20 protein-coding genes are annotated in these 20,086 nt (G+C 70.9%); 9 read left to right on the top strand and 11 right to left on the bottom strand.

The genetic code is table 11. From position 1 onward, the window contains the following. Positions 1–23 precede the first annotated feature (23 nt). The gene (locus tag G5T42_RS11490; protein WP_165128644.1) at positions 24–2,564 is read right to left on the bottom strand and encodes a glycoside hydrolase family 3 C-terminal domain-containing protein; all 2,541 of its coding nucleotides are present in this window, start codon (positions 2,562–2,564) and stop codon (positions 24–26) included. A gap of 162 nt (positions 2,565–2,726) precedes the next feature. On the opposite strand from G5T42_RS11490, the gene G5T42_RS11485 reads away from it, so the two are divergent. Next, positions 2,727–3,308, top strand: a complete 582-nt coding sequence (locus tag G5T42_RS11485; RefSeq protein WP_241245790.1) for a TetR/AcrR family transcriptional regulator — start codon at positions 2,727–2,729, stop codon at positions 3,306–3,308. A gap of 16 nt (positions 3,309–3,324) precedes the next feature. Here G5T42_RS11485 and G5T42_RS11480 read toward each other — a convergent pair whose 3' ends face one another. After that, positions 3,325–4,311: a DUF3027 domain-containing protein gene (locus G5T42_RS11480; RefSeq protein WP_165128642.1), complete on the bottom strand. Its 987-nt coding sequence runs from the start codon at positions 4,309–4,311 to the stop codon at positions 3,325–3,327. After that, a complete protein-coding gene (locus G5T42_RS11475; RefSeq protein ID WP_165128640.1) occupies positions 4,295–4,678 on the bottom strand; it encodes a cold shock domain-containing protein in 384 nt (127 codons plus the stop codon). Before G5T42_RS11475 ends, G5T42_RS11480 begins: the two co-directional genes overlap by 17 nt. 110 nt (positions 4,679–4,788) lie before the next feature. Here G5T42_RS11475 and G5T42_RS11470 point away from each other — a divergent pair, with 110 nt between their 5' ends. The 3 genes from G5T42_RS11470 to G5T42_RS11460 all read left to right on the top strand — a co-directional run bounded on the left by G5T42_RS11470 (position 4,789) and on the right by G5T42_RS11460 (position 8,490). Further along, a complete protein-coding gene (locus tag G5T42_RS11470) occupies positions 4,789–5,058 on the top strand; it encodes a multidrug ABC transporter ATPase (RefSeq protein WP_165128638.1) in 270 nt (89 codons plus the stop codon). 10 nt (positions 5,059–5,068) lie between these two features. Then, positions 5,069–6,781 carry a helicase-associated domain-containing protein gene (locus tag G5T42_RS11465; RefSeq protein ID WP_165128636.1) on the top strand — a complete coding sequence of 571 codons (1,713 nt, stop codon included), beginning with the start codon at positions 5,069–5,071 and terminating at the stop codon, positions 6,779–6,781. A 68-nt stretch (positions 6,782–6,849) separates the two neighbouring features. Next, positions 6,850–8,490, top strand: a complete 1,641-nt coding sequence (locus G5T42_RS11460) for a DNA repair helicase XPB (protein WP_165128634.1) — start codon at positions 6,850–6,852, stop codon at positions 8,488–8,490. 3 nt (positions 8,491–8,493) lie between these two features. On the opposite strand, the gene G5T42_RS11455 is transcribed toward G5T42_RS11460, so the two are convergent. Then, a complete protein-coding gene (locus G5T42_RS11455) occupies positions 8,494–9,387 on the bottom strand; it encodes an alpha/beta hydrolase (RefSeq protein ID WP_165128632.1) in 894 nt (297 codons plus the stop codon). Positions 9,388–9,513: 126 nt separating this feature from the next. Between G5T42_RS11455 and G5T42_RS11450 the strand changes: the two genes are divergently transcribed. Beyond that, a complete protein-coding gene (locus G5T42_RS11450; protein ID WP_165128630.1) occupies positions 9,514–10,065 on the top strand; it encodes a TetR family transcriptional regulator in 552 nt (183 codons plus the stop codon). A gap of 3 nt (positions 10,066–10,068) precedes the next feature. Here the strand turns inward: G5T42_RS11450 and G5T42_RS11445 are convergent, their stop codons facing one another. Both G5T42_RS11445 and G5T42_RS11440 read right to left on the bottom strand, forming a co-directional pair. Next, positions 10,069–10,779: a pyrimidine reductase family protein gene (locus G5T42_RS11445; RefSeq protein WP_165128628.1), complete on the bottom strand. Its 711-nt coding sequence runs from the start codon at positions 10,777–10,779 to the stop codon at positions 10,069–10,071. A 20-nt stretch (positions 10,780–10,799) separates the two neighbouring features. Continuing rightward, entirely contained in the window at positions 10,800–12,038 is a 1,239-nt protein-coding gene (locus tag G5T42_RS11440) for an FAD-dependent oxidoreductase (RefSeq protein ID WP_165128626.1), read from the bottom strand. 136 nt (positions 12,039–12,174) lie between these two features. Between G5T42_RS11440 and G5T42_RS11435 the strand changes: the two genes are divergently transcribed. From G5T42_RS11435 to G5T42_RS11420, 4 genes are all read left to right on the top strand, one after another. Next, entirely contained in the window at positions 12,175–12,840 is a 666-nt protein-coding gene (locus tag G5T42_RS11435; RefSeq protein ID WP_165128624.1) for a helix-turn-helix domain-containing protein, read from the top strand. A gap of 72 nt (positions 12,841–12,912) precedes the next feature. After that, positions 12,913–13,605: a response regulator transcription factor gene (locus G5T42_RS11430; protein WP_133542538.1), complete on the top strand. Its 693-nt coding sequence runs from the start codon at positions 12,913–12,915 to the stop codon at positions 13,603–13,605. Between the two features lie 177 nt (positions 13,606–13,782). Then, a complete protein-coding gene (locus G5T42_RS11425) occupies positions 13,783–15,414 on the top strand; it encodes a HAMP domain-containing sensor histidine kinase (RefSeq protein WP_241245789.1) in 1,632 nt (543 codons plus the stop codon). Between the two features lie 119 nt (positions 15,415–15,533). Then, on the top strand, positions 15,534–15,821 hold the full coding sequence (locus G5T42_RS11420) for a WXG100 family type VII secretion target (RefSeq protein WP_165128622.1): 288 nt from the start codon (positions 15,534–15,536) through the stop codon (positions 15,819–15,821). Between the two features lie 79 nt (positions 15,822–15,900). Here G5T42_RS11420 and groL read toward each other — a convergent pair whose 3' ends face one another. The 5 genes from groL to G5T42_RS11395 form a co-directional block, all read right to left on the bottom strand. Beyond that, a complete protein-coding gene (gene groL / locus G5T42_RS11415) occupies positions 15,901–17,520 on the bottom strand; it encodes a chaperonin GroEL (RefSeq protein ID WP_165128620.1) in 1,620 nt (539 codons plus the stop codon). 201 nt (positions 17,521–17,721) lie between these two features. Continuing rightward, entirely contained in the window at positions 17,722–17,925 is a 204-nt protein-coding gene (locus tag G5T42_RS11410; protein WP_165128618.1) for a cold-shock protein, read from the bottom strand. A 133-nt stretch (positions 17,926–18,058) separates the two neighbouring features. Further along, positions 18,059–18,661: a LytR C-terminal domain-containing protein gene (locus G5T42_RS11405; protein ID WP_241245788.1), complete on the bottom strand. Its 603-nt coding sequence runs from the start codon at positions 18,659–18,661 to the stop codon at positions 18,059–18,061. Positions 18,662–18,722: 61 nt separating this feature from the next. Next, positions 18,723–18,974 carry a DUF3263 domain-containing protein gene (locus G5T42_RS11400; protein WP_165128616.1) on the bottom strand — a complete coding sequence of 84 codons (252 nt, stop codon included), beginning with the start codon at positions 18,972–18,974 and terminating at the stop codon, positions 18,723–18,725. 30 nt (positions 18,975–19,004) lie between these two features. Further along, a complete protein-coding gene (locus G5T42_RS11395; protein WP_165128614.1) occupies positions 19,005–20,021 on the bottom strand; it encodes a DUF2332 domain-containing protein in 1,017 nt (338 codons plus the stop codon). Positions 20,022–20,086: the final 65 nt, after the last annotated feature.

Here is a 20,086-nt window from a genome sequence, read left to right as displayed (position 1 = left end):
TCAGGGTGAGGGGGTGGGTTGAGTCAGGGGATGACGTGGGTCGCCGTCAACGGCAGGTCGCGGCTGGATCGGCCGGCGTGGACGGTGTACTCGCCAGCCGGAAGGGTCCAGGACCCCGTCTCGGTGGACCAGGTCTCGAAGCGGCGACGTCGCAGGGGGATCTCGACGGTCGCCGACGTGCCGGCTGCGACGTCGACCACCGCGAATCCCGCCAGCCACCGCACGGGGCGGACGGGGTCGCTGGCGTCGGCGGAGAGGTAGATCTGAACGACCTCGCGCCCGTCGCGTCCGCTGGTGTTCGTCAGTTCGACGCGCGCGAGCGCGGGGGCCGACTCGTCGACGGATGCCTCGACCTCCAGCGCGTCGTAGCGCCACTGCGCATACCCCAGGCCGAACCCGAACTCGCGAGCGGGCGTGCGGCCGAGGCGATCCCAGCCGCGGTGCCCGACGTCGAGGCGCTCGGCATAGTCCACGTAGCCGTCGGTCGGCAGGCCGTCGGGCACGGGGACATCCGCCTCGGCGGCGGGGAGGGTCCAGGGCAGGCGGCCCGAAGGCTCGGTGGCGCCGACGAGGGCATCCGCGAGCGCATCGCCCGCCTCCTGGCCCGGGAGCCACCACCACAGCACGGCGGGCACCTCGTCGAGCCACGGGAGGATGACGGGGGCACCGGCGTTGACGACGACGACGGTTCGCGGGTTGGCAGCGAGCACGCGGCGGACGAGCTCGTCCTGCCGGCCCGGCAGCGCGAGGCTCGGACGGTCCCAACCCTCGGACTCCGTCTCGGGGTTGGTGCCGACGACGACGATCGCGACGTCGGCGGCGGCCGCGGCATCCTCCGCCTGGGCGAGCTCTTCATCGATCGACGCACCGGGCGCGCGATGACGGAGGTGCACTCGGACGAATCGCCCATAGGCGTCGGCGTCGATGACCTGCACGGTGAGCGACACGTGGAGGTGCCCCTCGCCGTGCACGTCGACCGGAGTCTCGATGGTGGCGGGGTCGGAGTAGGAGGAGTCGAGCACGACCTCGGAGCCGACGCGGTGCTCCGACGTCGAGACCGTCGCACCGTCGACGGCGAGCTCATGCGCTCCCACCGGGCCGACCTCGACGACGTGCCGTCCATCGCCGCGCAGAGCGATCGCGGTCGTGAAGCGCACGCGGACGACCGCGGGGTCGTCGATGGGGAACCACAGCGCGCCGGGATCGGTCATGACACGCTCCTCGCGGACGCGGTCTGCGCTGTCGAGGAATTCGACGAGGATCCCCGCCGCGCCGCGCGGCGTTCGCACCAGGCTTGCCGGGAGCAGCGGGGCGCGGCGCTCGGTGATGCCGCCGCGGACCAGGGTGATGTCAGCGCCGGGCAGCGCACGGCGGAGTCCCTCGAGAGGCGACACGACGTGGGGCGGCTGCACGAAGGCGCTGCCCCCGCCCTGCACGAAGGGCTCCACGGCGTTGGCGCCGACGAGCGCCACCTTGCGGAGGGAGCCGGGCGCGAGGGGCAGCAGGCCGTCGTTGCCGAGCACCACGATCGAGCGCGCCGTCGCCTCGCGAACGAGGCTGCGGACGGTCTCGTCGTCGGGCTCGGGGGTTGCGACCTCCACGGGATCGGAGCCGAAGGCGCCGACACGGTGGGCGAGCCGCAGGATGCGCGCGACCTTGTCGTCGATGACCGCCTCCGGAACGTCTCCGCGCTCGACCGCTGCGACCAGGGCGTCGTCCCACGGGCCGCCCGGACCGGGCATGACGAGGTCGAGCCCACCGGTCGCCGACGACACCGTGTCCTTCGTCGCAAGCCAGTCGCTCACGACGACCCCGTCGAAGCCCCACTCGCCCTTGAGCAGGTCGTTCAGGAGGGGCCCGTGCGCCGTCGCGGTCTGCTCGACCCCGCCGAGCGAGACGCCGTTGTACGCCGCCATCACCGACCAGACGCCGGCCTCGACGAGTGCCTCGAACGGTGCCAGGTAGACCTCGCGAAGCGTGCGCTCGTCGATCCGCGAGACGTAGCTCGTGCGCTCGGTCTCCTGCTCGTTGCCGACGAAGTGCTTGACGGACGCCCCCACCCCGGACGCCTGCAGGGCGGAGACGAAGGATGCTGCGAGCTCGGCCGTGAGGTGCGGGTCTTCGGCGAGGCACTCGAAGTGGCGGCCGCCCGCCGGCGTGCGCTGCAGATTGACGACGGGGGCGAGAACGACGTCGACGCCCTTGCGCCGGGCCTCGCCCGCGATGAGCGTGCCGAGCCGGGCGAGCAGGTCGACGTCCCACGTCGCCGCAGTTCCCGACGGTGCGGGAAGCTGCACGGAGGGACCTCCGTCGTCGGAGGTTCCGCGCACGCCGATGGGTCCGTCCGAGACAGTTACGGGGTCCAGCCCGATGCGCTGGATCGCGTGGAGGCTCCAGGTGCTCGCGCCGGTCAGCAGCCGCACTTTCTCTTCCAGCGACAGCTCGTCAAGAGCCGTCCGGATCTGCGCCGCTGCCGCGCTGGTGGTCTCCGACGCGGTCGGGGTGGCCGTCGTGGTCACGCCTATACTCCATTCACGCACCTCCACCTCGAGGTGCCACGCCATCGTTGCATACTTACTTACAGGTCAGTAAGTTACTCTGAGTAACGGTTGCGTAACGGCGCGGAGGAGAACCATGACGGCCGAAACGAGCACGCCCGCTCCCCCGAACCGGGCGCTGCGAGAACGCCGAAACCGCAGGCGCGGACGCTCGAGCGACGCGAAGCCGTGCTCCGCGCGGCGATGAGCGTCTTCGGCCAGCGCGGCTACAACAAGGGCGCGCTCGTCGAGGTCGCCGAGCAGGCGGGCATGACCCACGCCGGCGTGCTGCACCACTTCGGCAGCAAGGAGGGGCTCCTCGTCGCGATGCTCCAGTACCGGGACGGCGAGGAGGCTGCGGGCATCCCCGGCCGAGCGCAGACCGAGGGTCCGGCGTTCCTCGGCCACATGCTCGACACCGTCACCGAGAACACCGACCGACCCGGCGTGGTCCAGACATACGCCGTGCTGGCCGCCGAGTCGGTCACCGCCGGGCATCCGGCGCAGGACTACTTCCGCAACCGCTTCACGGGGCTGCGCGACAAGATCGCGGGGGTGCTCGCCGAGGTGACGGGTCGGGATGCCTCGGAGCCCGAGGTGCGCGACGACGCCACGGCCCTCATCGCGCTGATGGACGGCCTGCAGGTGCAGTGGCTCCTCGACCCCGGCGCGGTGGACATGCCGCGCATCGTCGAGAAGGTCATGGACGAGCTCGTCGACCGCCTCCGGACGGGACAGCCCGCCCCGTCGTTCCCTCGCGCCACCGACTGAGGGCGGAAGCGCTCAGTCAGCCGGCGTCGAACCCGCGGCGGTCGTCCTCATCATCCAAGCCGTCGTCCTGGTCCTCGTCCGAGTCGTCGTCGAGGTCGCCATCGGAGTCGTCGTCGAGGTCGCCGTCGGAGTCGTCGTCGAGGTCGTCGTCGGAGTCGTCGTCGGAGTCGTCGAAGGTCCCGCCGAGGTCGTCCTCCTCGTCGTCGGACTCCGCGAACTCGTCCTCCTCGTCGAAGTCGTCGTCCTCGTCATCCGAGTCATCCTCGTCGTCGGCGTCCTCGTCAGAATCGTCGTCGTCCGAGTCGTCGTCGTCGGGCTCTTCGCCGTTCAGGTCCGCATCCGCCAGCTCGTCGATGTCGACGCCGTCCACGTCGCCCGCGTGCAGGATCGACGACCCGTCGTCGTCGAAGTCCGAGGCATCCAGATCTTCGACGTCCTCGAGGTCCGCCTCGGCATCCTCGTCACGCCCGGCTTCGGCGAGCGCTGCCTGCGCGGCGTGATACTCGGCGAGCCGCTCGGCCCACGGCACCCAGTCCGGGGCGAGGAGCGCGCCGTCGCCCGGGACGAGCTCGGTCTCGAGCACCGTGGGCTCGGATCCGTCGACGACAGCGACGCTGACCGTCCAGAACCAGCCGGGGTACCCGGCGAGGCGGTTCTCGAAGCGCAGCGAGACGACGCCTCCGTCTTCGACGGTGTAGCCCGCCGGCGGGCCGATCGTGGTCTCGGGCGTGATCTCGCGCAGTGCGGCGAGCGCGAGGTCGTGTGCCTCGAAGAGCCGGGCATCGGGCTCGACGGGAGCGACCGACTCGGACTGGTCCGACTCGGACACCGCCGACTCGGGCTCGGCGGTCTCTTCGGCTTCGTCCGTCTCAGCAGCGGCGGCCTCGGCATCCGTCGACGAATCCTGACCGGGCTCGGTCGGGTCGTCGGCGGGGATGTCGAACAGCGCGTGGTCGTCGGACTCGCCCGGGGAGGTCACCTCGGGGTCAGGCGTCGAGCTCATCCGCGACCTTGCGGAGCACGGCGGCGACCTTCTTGGCGTGGGCGCCGCTGGGGTAGCGGCCGCGACGGAGGTCGCCGCCGATCCCGTCGAGGAGCTTCACGAGGTCCTCGACGATGATCGCCATGTCGTCGGCGGGCTTGCGCGCGCGCTTGGCGAGGCTCACCGGCGCTTCGAGGACGCGCACCGAGAGCGCCTGCGGCCCGCGCTTGCCGTCGGCGATGCCGAACTCGAGCCGTGCACCCGTCTTGGGAGCCGGGGTGCCGGCGGGAAGGGCAGTGGCGTGCAGGAAGACGTCCTGGCCGTCATCGCTGGTGATGAAGCCGAACCCCTTCTCCTCGTCGTAGAACCTGACCTTGCCGGTGGGCATGGGAGAACCTCACTGTGGAAAAGCCCGCTCTCGCGGGCAGGGTGTGACGGGACCGGAGGGTCCCTGCCCTCAAGCCTACGGCACACCCGCCACGGACTAGGCTGAGACGGATGAGCACGCGCAGCAGCGGTCCGGACCTCCCTGTCCGGCGCATCGACCGCATCCTCGCCTTCATGGCGCTCGGACTGACGATCCTCTCGATCGTCTGCTTCTTCGCCGTCATCGTGGCGCGCCCGCTCGGGGTCGAGGACTTCTCCGCCGGCATCTGGCCGCTCGTCGTCGTGCTCCCGCTTCTCGCGCTTCCGATCGCCTTCCTGATGATCGTCGCGCTGCTCATCATGAGCTTCGTCCGCCGGTCCCGGGCCAACAAGAGCGCGTAAGGCGGGTTCGATGACCACAGACGAGCGCTCGCTCGCGACGTGGCTGGCATCCCGCGACGACGCGGAGCTGGCCAAGACGTTCGCGCTGCGATCGGTCGCCGCCTCGACGTCGTGGCACGACTTCTTCGACGCCGCGGCAGGGCTGCTCGACGCAGCATCCATCGACCGCGCGCTCACCCGGCTGCCACGCCCGGCCCTCGTGGCTCTTGCGACCGGATCCGGCGCCGAGCAGGCCGTGCTCTCGCGCTTCGCGCTCGTGGACGCCGACGGAGCCCCGTACACCGCGGTCGCAGAGCGCGTACGCGCGGCGAAGTCGTCGGCGCCCACCGCCTTCGAGGGGCCCGCGACGGCCGCAACGGCTCCGCCACGCGCCGACGAGAGCGCCGCAGCGGCCGCCGCCGAGCGCGTCCTGGCGACCACCGGTGCTCTCGCCGACCTCCTCATCGCGACGCAGCACGCCCCGCTCGCCCGCACCGGCACCGGGACGGTGAGCGCCGTCGACCGCAAGCGCCTCGTGGACGCGGGCGCCATCGCGACGCCCGAGGAGCTCGACGACCTCGTCCAGATCGCGGATGCCGCGGGGCTGCTCGAGTCGCTCGACCGCGAGTGGATCGCGAGCGACGCCGCCGACGTGTGGCTCGACGCCTCGACGACCGAGCGGTGGTCGCGGGCCGTCGTCGGACTCCGGGCCGCGCTCCGCTCGGGTTTGCGGACGCCCGACGGCGGCTACCTCCCGCCGGCCGCGTGGGCCGACGCGTACCCGCTCGACCCCGACTGGGAGCCCGAGGCAGCACGCCTCCGTCGCATCGCGATCCGGTGGGCGCTCGTGACCCCCGAAGGCGCCGAGCCCGTGTGGGCCGAGCCGCTCCGGACGGGCGGCGATCCGGATGCCGCGTCCCTCGCGGCGCTGCTTCCCGCCGAGATCGACCGGGTGTACCTGCAGGCCGACCTCTCGGCGATCGCCCCCGGACCGCTCGTGCCCGCGCTCGACCTGCGCCTCCGCCGCATCGCGGTGCGGGAATCCCGCGCGCAGGCCTCGACCTACCGTTTCACCGCCGACTCCGTCGCGGGCGGCATGACCGAGGGTGAGACGGCGGACTCGATTCGCGAGTTCCTCGCGGCGCTGTCGCTCACCGGCATCCCCCAGCCCCTCGACTATCTCGTCTCGAGCAGCTGGGCACGGCACGGCCTGATCCGCGTCCGCGTCGACGAGCGCGGCTACACCTCCATCGAGAGCTCCGACCGGGGCGTGCTCGGAGCCGTCGCGGTGGACCAGGCGCTGCGTCCCCTGGGCCTCGTGGAGGACCGCGGCGCCCTCATCACGCGCGCCGGGCGCGACGTGGTGTACTGGTCGCTCGCCGACGCTCGGTATCCGGTCGTCGCGGTGGACGCCTCGGGAGAGCCCGAGTCAGTCAGCCGCCGTCGCGGGCGCCGCGGCTCCGGGATGGAGCCGGGCGCGCGCCCGTACGCCGCACTCGTCGCACGCCTCCGCGAGACGCACGAGACCGACTCCGACGCCGCGTGGCTCGGCCGGGAGCTCGAGCAGGCGGTCCGCGCTCGCGCGGTCATCGCGGTGGCCGTCCGCCTCCCCGACGGCTCGGAGCGCGCGTTCACGCTCGAGGCGACAGGCCTCGGTGGTGGGCGCCTGCGCGGCCGCGACCGCGGCGCCGACATCGAGCGCACCCTGCCGGTCTCGAGCATCGTCTCGGTCCGCCCGGTCTGAAGCGGCGTCCGCCGGTAGTGGGTGCGCCCGCGTCCGCGTCGTCCTGCTCCCCGGTAGAATCGAACGTTATGGCTGACGGCCCCCTCATCGTGCAGAGCGATCGAACCGTGCTGCTCGAGGTCGCACATCCCGACGCGGAGAGTGCGCGCCACGAGCTCGCGATCTTCGCCGAGCTGGAGCGCGCTCCCGAGCACATCCACACCTACCGCATCACGCGGCTCGGCCTGTGGAACGCCCGCGCCGCGGGCCACGACGCCGACGACATGCTCGGAACCCTCGACCGCTGGACGCGCTTCCCCGTGCCGCCGTCGGTCTCGATCGACATCCGCGAGACCGTGGGGCGCTACGGCCGGCTCGTCATCGAGCGCAATGACGAAGGCGCTCTGATCCTGCGGTCGACGGATGCCGCGGTCCTCGCCGAGGTCTCGAAGAACAAGCGCGTCTCCCCCCTCCTCATCGGCCGCCCCTCCCCCGACTCCTTCCTGGTCGATGCCTGGGCGCGCGGCCACATCAAGCAGGAGCTCCTCAAGATCGGCTGGCCCGCGGAGGACCGCGCCGGCTACACGCCGGGGACGCCGCATCCGATCGATCTTGCCGAGGACGGCTGGCACCTGCGCCCCTATCAGCGGGAGGCCGTCGACAAGTTCACCGACGGCGGCTCCGGCGTCGTCGTGCTCCCCTGTGGCGCGGGCAAGACGCTCGTCGGCGCGGGTGCGATGGCCGACACCAAGACCACCACGCTCATCCTCGTGACGAACACCGTGAGCGCCCGCCAGTGGCGCGACGAGCTGCTCAAGCGCACGTCGCTGACGCCCGATGAGATCGGCGAGTACTCGGGCCAGGTCAAAGAGGTCAAGCCCGTCACGATCGCGACCTACCAGATCCTCACGGCGAAGCGGGCCGGGCAGTACGCCCACCTGGCACTCCTCGACGCGCTGGACTGGGGTCTCATCGTCTACGACGAGGTGCACCTCCTGCCCGCGCCCGTCTTCAAGCTCACCGCCGACCTCCAGGCGCGTCGCCGTCTCGGCCTCACCGCGACCCTCGTGCGCGAGGACGGCCGCGAGGGTGACGTCTTCAGCCTGATCGGACCCAAGCGGTTCGATGCGCCGTGGAAGGAGATCGAGGCGCAGGGCTTCATCTCCCCCGCCGCCTGCTACGAGGTCCGGGTCGACCTCCCGGCGGGCGACCGCCTCGAGTACGCCGCCGCCGCAGACGAGGACCGCTACCGCCTCGCGGCGACCGCCGCCGCGAAGATCGGCGTCGTGCGCGACCTTGTCGAGCGGCACCGCGGCGAGCGCATCCTCGTCATCGGCCAGTACCTCGACCAGATCGACATCCTCTCGGAGGCGCTCGACGCACCGAAGATCACGGGCGCAACGCCCGTCGACGAGCGGGAGGAGCTGTACCAGGCCTTCCGCGAGGGGACGATCGACGTGCTCGTCGTGTCGAAGGTCGCGAACTTCTCGATCGACCTGCCCGAGGCATCCGTCGCCATCCAGGTGTCGGGATCGTTCGGCTCGCGCCAGGAGGAGGCCCAGCGGCTCGGCCGCCTGCTCCGACCGAAGCAGTCGAACCACACGGCCAGCTTCTACACGCTCATCGCGCGCGACACCGTCGACCAGGACTTCGCCCAGAACCGCCAGCGCTTCCTCGCGGAGCAGGGCTACAGCTATACGATCCTGGACGCCGACCAGATCGCCGCCTGACCCTCAGCCGACCCTTTCGAAGAAGTCCCGGAGCGTTCGTTCGACGGCCTGCGGGTTGTCGTCCGTCATGAAGTGCGCAGCCTCCGGCACTTCCGTGATCTCGACGTGCTCGGCGAAACGGCTGAGGTCGCCGCACTGGGCGCGGACGAAGTCCGCCGTGAGCGGCCGGTCCTCCGCGCCGAAGGCGTACAGGGTCGGAACGGTCAGCCTCTGCCGCCGGTAGCTCCCCGCCGCCATCCGCGGCATCTCCGAGAAGACGAGCCACCGGTAGACCTCGTTGATCGCGGCATCGATGTCGGGCCGCTGCATCGGCGCGAGGTAGGTCGCCACCGTCTCAGGCGGCATCCGCTTCACGACGTACGGCGGTTCGAAGACGTGCGCGATCGATCGGCCCCTCCGGTGGAAGAGCAGCGGCGGGATGTGCCGCATCGCGGGCAGCATCGAGACGCTGAAGGGCATGAACGGCGGCGGCACCGACAGGATCGCCATGGCCTGCACGCGCTCGGGCTCGGCGTAGGCGAGGTGATGGGCCGTGACCGCCCCCAGGTCGTGAGCCACCAGCCGGATCCGATCAAGGTGCAGGGCGTCGAGAAGAGCGAGCAGGTCGTCCATCTGCGTCAGGCGCCCCATGCCCGGCGAGTCCGCCCTCGTCCAGCCGAAGCCGCGCAGGTCCGGGCAGATCACCTGATAGCGCTCCCCGAGCGCCGCCCCGATCGTGCGCCACTGCCACCAGTGCTGAGGGAGCCCGTGGAGCATGACGACGGGCTCCCCCTCGCCGACGACGGCGACGTGACTGGTCAGTCCGGGCGTCTGTAGGAACCGATGACGGAAGCCGGATGCGGGGGGCAGGTCGGCAGCGCCGCCTTCTGTCGCAGCGGTCGCGCGGGGATTTGCCATGGCGGGTTCATCGGGTACGGCATCCATGCTCACCACTTCCTTCGGGTACTACGTCTGCAGTGTCGAGAGTACTACTTCCATAGTGCCTTGTCACTACAGAAGTAGTCGTCCTGTTAGGCTCCCCGCGTGGCCACCACCCGCGAGCGCTCCCTCGAAGCCGCCGTCGACCTGGTCGGCACGCAGGGCATCCGGGCGCTGACGCACGCGAGGGTGGATGCCGAGGCCGGTCTCCCGCGGGGCTCCACGTCGAACCACTTCCGCACCCGCGCCGCCCTCGTCGCGGGCGTCGCGCAGTGGATCGCCGAGCAGGAGACACGAGACCTCGGTGCCGTCCTCGCCCAGCCCTTCGACGACGTCGACGGCTTCGTCGACGTCTTCAGCACCGGCATCGAGCTCCTGACCGGCCCTCACGCGGTCCGCACGCGCGCCCGCTACGCCCTGTTTCTGGAGGCGTCGTCCGACCCCGAGCTGTTCGCCCCCCTGCGCGCGCAGCGCGAAGCAATGGCGGCGTGGTCGCGGAGCCTCCTCGTCGATCTCGGAGCGCGGCATCCCGACACCGCCCTGCACGCATTCATGGCGTTCGGCGACGGCATCGTCCTGCACCGGCTCAGCGTCGACCCGAACGCTCCCGTACGCGAGAGCGTCGAGGTCGCCGTGCGCGGATGCCTGTCGGCCTGACGGTCACGCCCGCGCGTAGCGCAGGAAGACGAAGCCCTCGTCGTCGGTGAGCACGCTCGCGAGGGCGAAGCGCCGGTCGGCCTCGCTCGCGCCCGCTGCGATCCTGCCCGCCTCCCCGCCCACGAACCGCGGCGCGATCGTCACGCACACCTCGTCGACTCGACCTGCATCCAGCAGAGCGCCGAACAGGTGCGGGCCGCCTTCGCAGAGCACCTGCGTCAGCCCCCGCCGCGTGAGCTCGGCGAGCATCTCGTGAAGGTCGACGGATGCCTCGCCGCAGACGACGACGTCCGCCACCTCTTCGAGCGCCCTCCGCCGGTCGGGCGGCGCGTCGGCGTGGGTCACGACGACCGGCCGCCGCGACGGCTCGGCGAACACGGGATCGATCGGGTCGAGCTCGAGGCGGTTCGACACGACGGCGAGCCGAGGCTGTTCGGCGAGGCCGTTGGCGCGCCGCCACGTGGCATCCTCGTCCGACACCTCGATGCTGCCGTAGCCCTCGGCTCGCACGGTGCCGGCGCCCACGACGACGACGTCGCTCAGGGTGCGCAGGACCTGCATGAGCGCGTGGTCCGTGCCACCGCCGAGCGCGGCGCTCTCTCCGCCCAGCGTGACGGCGCCGTCGGCGCTCTCGATGAAGTTCATGCGCACGCGCGTCGACGTGCGGTCGGCGAACGCGTAGGCGGTGAGCAGCTCGTCGCGAGTCGGGGTCATTCGTCCTCCGGTGTCTGCCGTCACGCTTGCGGCGCCCCCGCGGCGGCGAGCTGCTCGAGGTCGATCGACTCGTCGCGGAGCGCGTCCGCGGTGAAGGGCGCGGCGTCGCGGATGAGCTTCTTCAGCTGGTCCTGAACGTCCCACACATTGACGTTCATCGCCCCGACGACTCGCTCGCCATCGTGCCAGAACGCGATGAACTCCCGGGCCGCGACGTCGCCGCGCGTGACGACCTGCGCATCCTTCATGAGCGGTGCGTAGCCCGAGAGCTCCATGCCGAGGTCGAACTGGTCGGTGTAGAAGTACGGGATCGTCGAGTGAGTCGCCGGGATGCCGAGCATTGACTTGGCCGCCACCGCACCGGACTTCAGCGCGTTGTCCCAGTGTTCGCTGCGGAGGTGCTGCTCGATGACGGGGTGGTAGGCGCTCGCGACATCCCCCGCCGCGTAGACGTCGGGCGCGTCCGCGAGGAGCGAGGCATCCGTGACGATGCCGTTCTGCACTGCGATGCCCGCCTCCTCCGCGAGCGCGGTGTTGGGGACGGCGCCCACCCCGATCACGACGAGATCGGCCGGGACGACGTCGCCGTCCACGCGCACGCCCTCCGCGCGCTGCCCGCCCATGATGCCCTCGACCTCGACCGACGCGCGAAGATCGACGCCGTGGGCGAGATGCAGGTCGCGGAACACCGCGCCCATCTCGGCCCCCACCGCGGCGGCGAGGGGCACGGCACCGCGTTCGAGAACCGTCACGTCGTTGCCGAGCGTCTTCGCCGTCGCGGCGACCTCCATGCCGATCCATCCCGAGCCGATCAGCACGAGCCGGCGCCCGCCGCCGCGCAGCTCCGCAGCGAGCGCGTCGGAGTCGTCGAGCGTGCGCAGCATCCGCACCCCGGAGAGCTCGGCCCCGTCGAGCGGCAGCCGGCGCGGCGAGGATCCGGTGGCGATCAGCAGCTTGTCGTAGCGGAGCGTCGATCCGTCCGCGAGCGCGACCCGGTGGTCTGCCGGGTCGATCTCCGTCGCCGCGACCCCGGTGCGGAGCTCGACCCCCTGCTCGCCGTACCAGTCGGCGGGGTGGAGGATGACGGCATCCGTCCCCTCCTTGCCCTCGAGATAGCCCTTGGAGAGCGGCGGGCGCTGATAGGGCGGATGCTGCTCCGCGGCGAGGACGGTGATGTCGCCGTCGAAGCCCTCTTTCCGCAGCCGTTCCACGGCCTTGCCGGCGGCGAGCCCGCCGCCGACGATCACGAAGTGCGTCATGTCTCCTCCTCGCGCGACGAGCGCACGGAGCATGCGCCCGACCGAGTACTCGACGATCCCGTCGCCTTTGATGGCGAGGCTAGATCCGCGCTTTTCTTTTGTCAATGCTTTTCGGTTTTAGAGCTATACTCACGCCATGGTGGCCGAGAACCGCATCGGTGCGATTGCAGCACTCGCCGATCCCCTGCGCCGGCGGCTCTACCGCCTCACCGTCCGGGCACCCCTCGGGCGCGACGAGGCGGCCGATGCGATGGGCATCCCCCGCAGCACCGCGGCGTTCCACCTCGATCGGCTCGCCGAGGCGGGGCTCGTCACGGTGTCGTACCGCCGGCTCACGGGGCGGAGCGGTCCGGGCGCCGGGCGTCCGTCGAAGCTCTACGCCGCAGCATCCGTCGACGTCGTGGGCAGCGTCCCGGAGCGGCACTACGAGATCGCGGGCGGTCTGCTCGCCTCCGCGATCGAGCGAGCGGATGCCGAGGCCCGGCCGATCCGCGAGGTCCTGGCCGACGAAGCCCATGAGACCGGCACCGAGATCGGGGCCGCACACGTCCCGCTCGAGACAGCCCTCGAGCGCTGCGGCTATGAGCCCGCAGACGACGGCGAGGGCGGCCTGCGGCTCGAGAACTGCCCGTTCCACGCGCTCGCGAGGGACCATACCGATCTCGTGTGCGGCGCGAACGTCGCGTTCGTACGGGGTCTCGCCGAGGGCGCGGGCGACGCGCGCGAAGCCGTGCTCGAACCCCGCGAGGGCCGCTGCTGCGTGGCCGTGCGAGCGGTCGCACACCATGCGGAGCAGGGCTGAGACGGCGGGCCGAAGGGCGCCCCTCCGCCCGATATGCCGACGCGGCGCGGCATCCGTCACCATAATGGGCCTATGACCGCACCGCGCATCCTCGTTGTGGACGACGAACCGAACATCCGCGACCTGCTCATCACGAGCCTCCGCTTCGCGGGATACCAGGTCCGGGCGGTGTCCAACGGCGCCCAGACGATCTCGGCCGTGCTCGAGGAGGAGCCGGACCTCATCATCCTCGACGTCATGCTGCCCGACATGAACGGGTTCAGCGTCACCAAGCGCCTCCGCGGCGCGGGCTACACCGCGCCGATCCTCTTCCTCACCGCGAAGGACGAGACCGAGGACAAGATCACGGGGCTGAACGCCGGCGGCGACGACTACGTCACGAAGCCGTTCTCGCTCGACGAGATCGTGGCGCGCATCCAGGCGATCCTGCGTCGCACGATGCAGGCCGACGAGGAGTCGGTCATCCGCGCGGGTGAGCTCACTATGGACCAGGACACGCACGACGTCGTCGTCGGCGACGTCTCGATCGACCTGAGCCCCACCGAGTTCAAGCTGCTGCGCTATCTCATGCTCAACCCCAACCGCGTGCTGTCGAAGGCGCAGATCCTCGACCACGTCTGGGAGTACGACTTCAACGGCGACGCCGGCATCGTCGAGAGCTACATCTCGTACCTCCGCCGCAAGATCGATCCGCACTCGTCCGAGCCGCTGATCCAGACCAAGCGCGGCTTCGGCTACATGCTGAAGGCCGGAAAGACCGCCTGACCCAGCGAAGCCCGGAAGGGGGCGGCGGCCCTGACGAACAAGTCCGACGCGGTCACCCGTTGGTGGCGCGGCATCAGCCTGCGCGCCAAGGTCACGGGTGTCACCGTCGCGCTCCTGGTCATCGGCCTGGTCGCGGCGGGCATCGGCACGCTCGCGTTCCTGCGCAACTCGCTCATCGTGAGCCTCGACGAGCAGCTGCGGCAGCTGACGTCGACGGATGTCGCGGTCAACGCGCTCATCGAGACGACGATCGTCGACGGCATCCCGAAGTTCTCGGTCAAGCCGGACGCCCAGACCGAGTACTTCGTCGCGATCTACGACGGCGACCCGAAGAGCGGGCAGCTGGTCATCACGGCGGGCGGTGACGACGGCGCCCCCGAGCCCGACTTCCCCGACACCATGACGATCGAGCAGGCGAGGATCCGCGGGCTCGATCCGTTCTCCCTGCCCAGCACGGACGGCGGCACGTCGTTCCACGCCAGCATGGATGTGTACCAGCCGGCCGGATCGAGCGCCCTGTACACGCAGATGGTCGCGCTGCCGATGGCGCCCATCAACCGCGTCGTCACGACCTACATCGGCATCTACGGCGTGCTCGCGCTCATCACGATCGTCGCGGGGGCGCTGCTCACCCGCTGGCTCGTGACCCTCACCTTCCGGAGCCTGGGCCAGGTGGAGTCCACCGCGATGTCGATCGCCACGGGCGACTTCAGCCAGCGCATGACCGACATCGAGCCCACCACGACCGAGGTCGGACGCCTCAAGACCGCCATCAACGCGATGCTCGACCGGGTGGATGCCGCCATCGCCCAGCGCGATGCGACGGTGCGGCAGATGCGCCGGTTCATCGGCGACGCGAGCCATGAGCTGCGGACGCCCCTCGTCACGGTGCGCGGCTACGCCGAGCTCTATCGCATGGGCGCGATCGAGGGCGACGACGACGTGGCCCAGGCCATGGACCGCATCGAGAGCGAAGCGAAGCGGATGGGGCTCCTCGTCGAGGACCTGCTCGCGCTCGCCCGACTCGATGAGCGCCGGGACGTCGTGATCGGACCCGTCGACCTGCGGCCCGTCGCGCGCGATGCCGCGATGGACATCCGTGCGGCATCCCCCCGCCGTCCCGTCACCGTCATCGACACGACGCTCCTCGAGGAGGAGGAGCCGGAGGTCGAGCCCGAGCTGTTCGAAGAGGCGCCGCAGCCGCCGCCGAAGGGTCGGCGCGGCGCGACCAACCCCTCGGCGATCGCGCGGGCGAGCGGTGCGACGCTGTCGCTCCTGCGCCGCCGGCCGAAGCCCGTGCCTGCTTCCGAGGCGCCGGTGTCGGGCGAAGTGCCGCCCGTCGCGCCCGTCGAGCTCGGGGAGCTCGCCGAGGCGCCGATCGATCCCATCGTGCTCGGCGACGAGAACCGCATCCGCCAGGTGGTCGCCAACCTGCTGGGCAACGCGCGGCGCTTCACGAGCGAGGACTCTCCCATCGAGCTGCGCGTAGGCGTCGACCCGATGATCGGCTGCGGCTGGATCGAGGTCATCGACCACGGCGAGGGCGTCCCCGATCAGATCAAGGACAAGATCTTCCAGCGCTTCTGGCGGGCCGACACCTCGCGTGCCCGCGAGACGGGCGGCACGGGCCTCGGGCTGTCGATCGTGGCGTCGATCGTCGAAGCGCTCCACGGCTCGGTAGACGTCGTCGACACCCCGGGCGGCGGGGCGACCTTCCGCGTCGCCCTCCCCCTCGCCCGCGAGCGCGCCGCCGAAGAGCACCTGACCCTCCTCACGCAGCCCATCGCGCGGCCGCGCGACGAGCGCTGACCCGCTCCTCCCCAAGCGCCTGCCGGGCTCGCCCGCGTCCGCTTTCGGTGGACGGCGACGGATGCCTCGCCCCCCGCTCGTACGGTGGCTGCACGTCATCCCCTACCTGAGGAGCCACCATGGCCGTCTTCTCCGTCGACAGCGACGCCGTCCTCTCCGCCACGGGCTCGATCCGCGGCACGATCGACCGCCTGCAGGGCGAGACCCACTCGATGCTCAGTCAGCTGACGCATCTGCAGTCCGCATGGTCGGGCGCGGCGGCCGTCGCCTTCCAGAACGCCGTCGACCAGTGGCGCGCGACGCAGCGCCAGGTGGAGGACAGCCTCGGCGCGATCAACCAGGCGCTCGCGGTCGCCGGCCGCCAGTACGCCGACGCCGAGCAGGCATCGCTCTCGCTCTTCCGCTGAGCCGCGGCATCCCGGAACGAAGAAGGCCCCCTCCGGATGGAGGGGGCCTTCTTGCGGTTCAGCTAGCGCTGGGCGGGACTCAGAAGTCCATGCCACCCGTCGGGTCGCCGGCCGGAGCCGAGACCTTCTCGGGCTTGTCGGCGACGACGGCCTCGGTCGTGAGGAAGAGGCCGGCGATCGACGCGGCGTTCTGCAGCGCCGAGCGGGTCACCTTGGCGGGGTCGATGATGCCCTGGGCGAACAGGTCGCCGTACTCGCCGGTCGCGGCGTTGAGGCCGTGACCCGCGGGGAGCTCCGAGACCTTGTTCGCGACGACACCCGGCTCGAGGCCCGCGTTGAGGGCGATCTGCTTGAGCGGCGCCTCGATGGCCACCTTGACGATGTTCGCACCGGTCGCCTCGTCACCCGAGAGCTGCAGGCCCTCGAACGCGACCTTGCCGGCCTGGATGAGCGCGACGCCACCACCGGGGACGATGCCCTCCTCGACGGCCGCCTTCGCGTTGCGAACGGCGTCCTCGATGCGGTGCTTGCGCTCCTTCAGCTCGACCTCGGTGGCCGCACCCGCCTTGATGACGGCGACGCCGCCGGCGAGCTTGGCGAGGCGCTCCTGGAGCTTCTCGCGGTCGTAGTCGCTGTCGGTGTTCTCGATCTCGCGGCGGATCTGGGTCACGCGACCCTCGATCTGCGCAGCGTCACCGGCACCCTCGACGATGGTCGTCTCGTCCTTGGTGATGATGACCTTGCGCGCACGGCCGAGCAGGTCGAGGGTGGCGTTCTCGAGCTTGAGACCGACCTCCTCGGTGATGACCTGGCCACCCGTGAGGATCGCGATGTCCTGCAGCTGCGCCTTGCGGCGGTCGCCGAAGCCGGGGGCCTTGACGGCGGCCGACTTGAAGATGCCGCGGATCTTGTTGAGCACGAGAGTCGCGAGCGCCTCGCCCTCGACGTCCTCGGCGATGATGACGAGCTCCTTGCCGTCCTGGATCACCTTGTCGACGACGGGCAGAAGGTCCTTGATGTTCGAGATCTTCTGGTTCGCGATCAGGATGTAGGGGTCTTCGAAGACCGCCTCCTGGCGCTCGGGGTCGGTGACGAAGTAGGGGTTGATGAAGCCCTTGTCGAAGCGCATGCCCTCGGTGAGCTCGAGCTCCGTGCCGAAGGTCTGCGACTCCTCGACGGTGACGACGCCCTCCTTGCCGACCTTGTCGATCGCCTCGGCGATCAGGTCGCCGATGGTCGGGTCAGCAGCCGAGATCGAAGCGGTCGCAGCGATCTGCTCCTTGGACTCGACCTCCTTGGCCGAGGCGAGGAGCTCGTCGGTGATGGCCTTGACGGCCTTCTCGATGCCCTTCTTGAGCGAGATGGGGTCAGCGCCCGCGGCGACGTTGCGAAGGCCCTCGCGGACCAGCGCCTGGGCGAGGACGGTGGCCGTCGTCGTGCCGTCGCCGGCGACGTCGTCGGTCTTCTTGGCGACCTCCTTGACGAGCTCCGCACCGATCTTCTCGTACGGGTCGTCCAGCTCGATCTCCTTGGCGATCGAGACGCCGTCGTTCGTGATCGTGGGGGCGCCCCACTTCTTCTCGAGCACGACGTTGCGACCGCGCGGGCCCAGGGTCACCTTGACGGCGTCGGCCAGCGTGTTGAGGCCGCGCTCGAGACCGCGACGGGCCTCCTCATCGAAAGCGATGATCTTTGCCATGTGTGTGTCGTCCCTCCCGGACGTTGGGTGTGGTCTTTAGCACTCGCAGATATGGAGTGCTAAATCATTCTGGCACTCGCCCCTATCGAGTGCAAGCCGCACCGCGGCTCTCCGACACATGACGACACCCCGGGGCTCGAAAGCCGCCGGGGTGCCGGAAGTCTGCCGCTGCGGGCGACGGATGCCGCGGCATCCGTCGTCTCAGGCCACGATGCGCACCGACTCGGCCTGGGGTCCCTTCTGACCCGCTCCGACGGTGAACTCGACCGTCTGGCCCTCTTCGAGGACCCGGAAGCCGGTCATGTCGATGTTCGAGTAGTGCACGAAGACGTCCTGGCCATCAGCCACCGTGATGAAGCCGAACCCCTTCTCGGCGTTGAACCATTTGACAGTCCCCTGGGTCATGCGAATCACTCCTGTTGCCGTGTGCTTTTCGCCATCGTATGGTCCGGTTTCCCGGCCGAATCGCGAGGTGGGCAACTGTTGACACGCGTGCCGCGAAGTGTTTACCCGTGCGAAACACGGGTTCCCGCGAACGTCAGGAGGTCGGCGACGGGCTCGGCGGGGTGCTCGAGCGATCCAGGCCGATGACGACGACGAGCTGCTTGGTCTGACTCTCGTCGACGTCGGCCGTCTCGGGGTCGTCCTGCGGCTGGTACACGTCGCTCTGCGCCACCTGAGCGCCGCCGAGCACCGTCTCGGCGAGGCCGCGGGCGGCCGCCTCGTCCTCGGGGTAGGCGTAGTACACGGTGGTCTGAGCGAAGTCGGTCGACCCGGCCTGGCCGGCGTTGACGCTGTCGGGGGCCCAGCCGGCGGCGACGATCTGGTCGCGCAGCTGCGTCGCGAGGCCGGTCTCGGGCGTCGCGTTGAGCACGATCACCGAATAGCTCGTGTCGACGACGGGTGCGACCGTCGCGACAGGCGTCGGCGTCGGCTCGGGCGTCGGGAACAGCACGATGCGGCCCGAGGCGATGAGGGTGCCGAAGATCCCTACGGCGACGAGGACGATGGTGGCGAGGACGGCCCAGAGGAAGACGACCCACCCGCGCATGCGGGGGTTCTCGGCGCGGTGCGCCCCGACTCGGCCGCCGTCCGCCGGGAGTTCGTCGAAGCGATCCCGGGGATAGGTCGATTTCGGCACCCCAGAATGCTATCGGGAGGGGGCCCGTGAACCCGATTCGGCGGCGCGCCGCAGCCGCTCGTCAGCGCGGTTCGGCAGCGGCACGCGCGACGCGCGCGTGGCGCGAGGCATCCCGCAGGCGACGAAGTCGCTTGACGAGCATCGGGTCGTGCTCCTGCGCCTCGGCCGTGTCGATCAAGCGGCCGAGCAGCTGGTAGTACCGGGCGGGCGAGAGTCCGAGATCGGATCGGATCGCCTCCTCCTTCGCACCGGCGTGCCGCCGCCACTCTGCCTCGAAGTCGAGGATGGCGCGATCGCGGTCGGTGAGGGGCACCCGATCACGGTAGCCGCGGGCTCCGGGTTCTCACGCGCGCCACTCCACGAACGCGCCGAGCGGATCGACGGCGGCGAGCGGCCGGGCGTCGCGGCCGAGCACGAAGCCTCCCCACGTCGCTGCATCGACAGGTGGATGCCACGCCTCGTGCAGCCCCGGAGGATCGATCGAGATCCACACGGCGGGCAGCGCTGCGAGCGTCTCGATGAGCCGCTCACGTCCTGCGCGGGGGATGTGCGGAAGCACGCCGGGGGTCGTCACGACGAGCGTCGCGCCGGCGGGCGCCTCGGCCGCGAGCGCCCTCAGGACGGCCGGGTCGGAGGCATCGCCCGCCACGATGCGCGGCGGATCGGCGGCCACGATGTCGAGGGCCGCATCGATCCGCTCGGCGCGGCCCTCCTCCCCCGGCCAGACGAGGGTGGTGAGGAATCGCCGGTCCGACGGATCGCCGGCGTCGAGCGGATCCAGGTCGAGCCCCGCGCGCCACACGACCTCGGGCATCCCCAGCGGCGCCGCACCTCGCAGGTCGCACTCGAGGATCACGGCGGACTCGCCGTCCGCCGGATCGAGCGACACCGTCCGGTCGCCGCGGTAGCGATAGGAGTAGCGGTCGGGGTAGAGGCACAGCCCCGCGCTCGCGCCGATCTCGAGGAGGGCGATGGGTCCCTCGATCGTGCTGAGTGCGGGCAGCAGCGCTGCGCATCGCAGCGGCTCGTTCGTCTGCAGCCCTCGGCGGCCGCTCTCGACGACGACCGCGTCGATGTTCGCGCCGAGCCACTGCGACCAGGCGGCGAACCCGCCGAGGGGCGCGCCGAGCAGTCGCGTGACGGCGAAGACGAGCGGCGGCTGCCGCCGGCTCGCCGGGATGCGCGCGAGGAGCGAAGCCGTGCCCGCGTCCGAGGCGACGCCCGCCGCCCACGCCTCGTAGACGTCGGAGCGGCCAGGGGCCTCATCGGTCGCGAATCGCGCGAAGCGTTCCCGCACGGCGGCCGCCTCCGCGCTGAGCGCCGCCTCACCGGCGGCCGCGGCATCCCGAGCTGTCGTCACGGGTCCATTGTGGGCGAACCGGCAGGAAACCCCGGAACACGCGGGCCCGGCCTCGGGTTGAATGG

It is taken from the genome of Microbacterium sp. 4R-513 (assembly GCF_011046485.1).
Taxonomy (GTDB): Bacteria; Actinomycetota; Actinomycetes; order Actinomycetales; family Microbacteriaceae; genus Microbacterium.
This window is presented reverse-complemented; position numbering and strand designations above follow the sequence as displayed.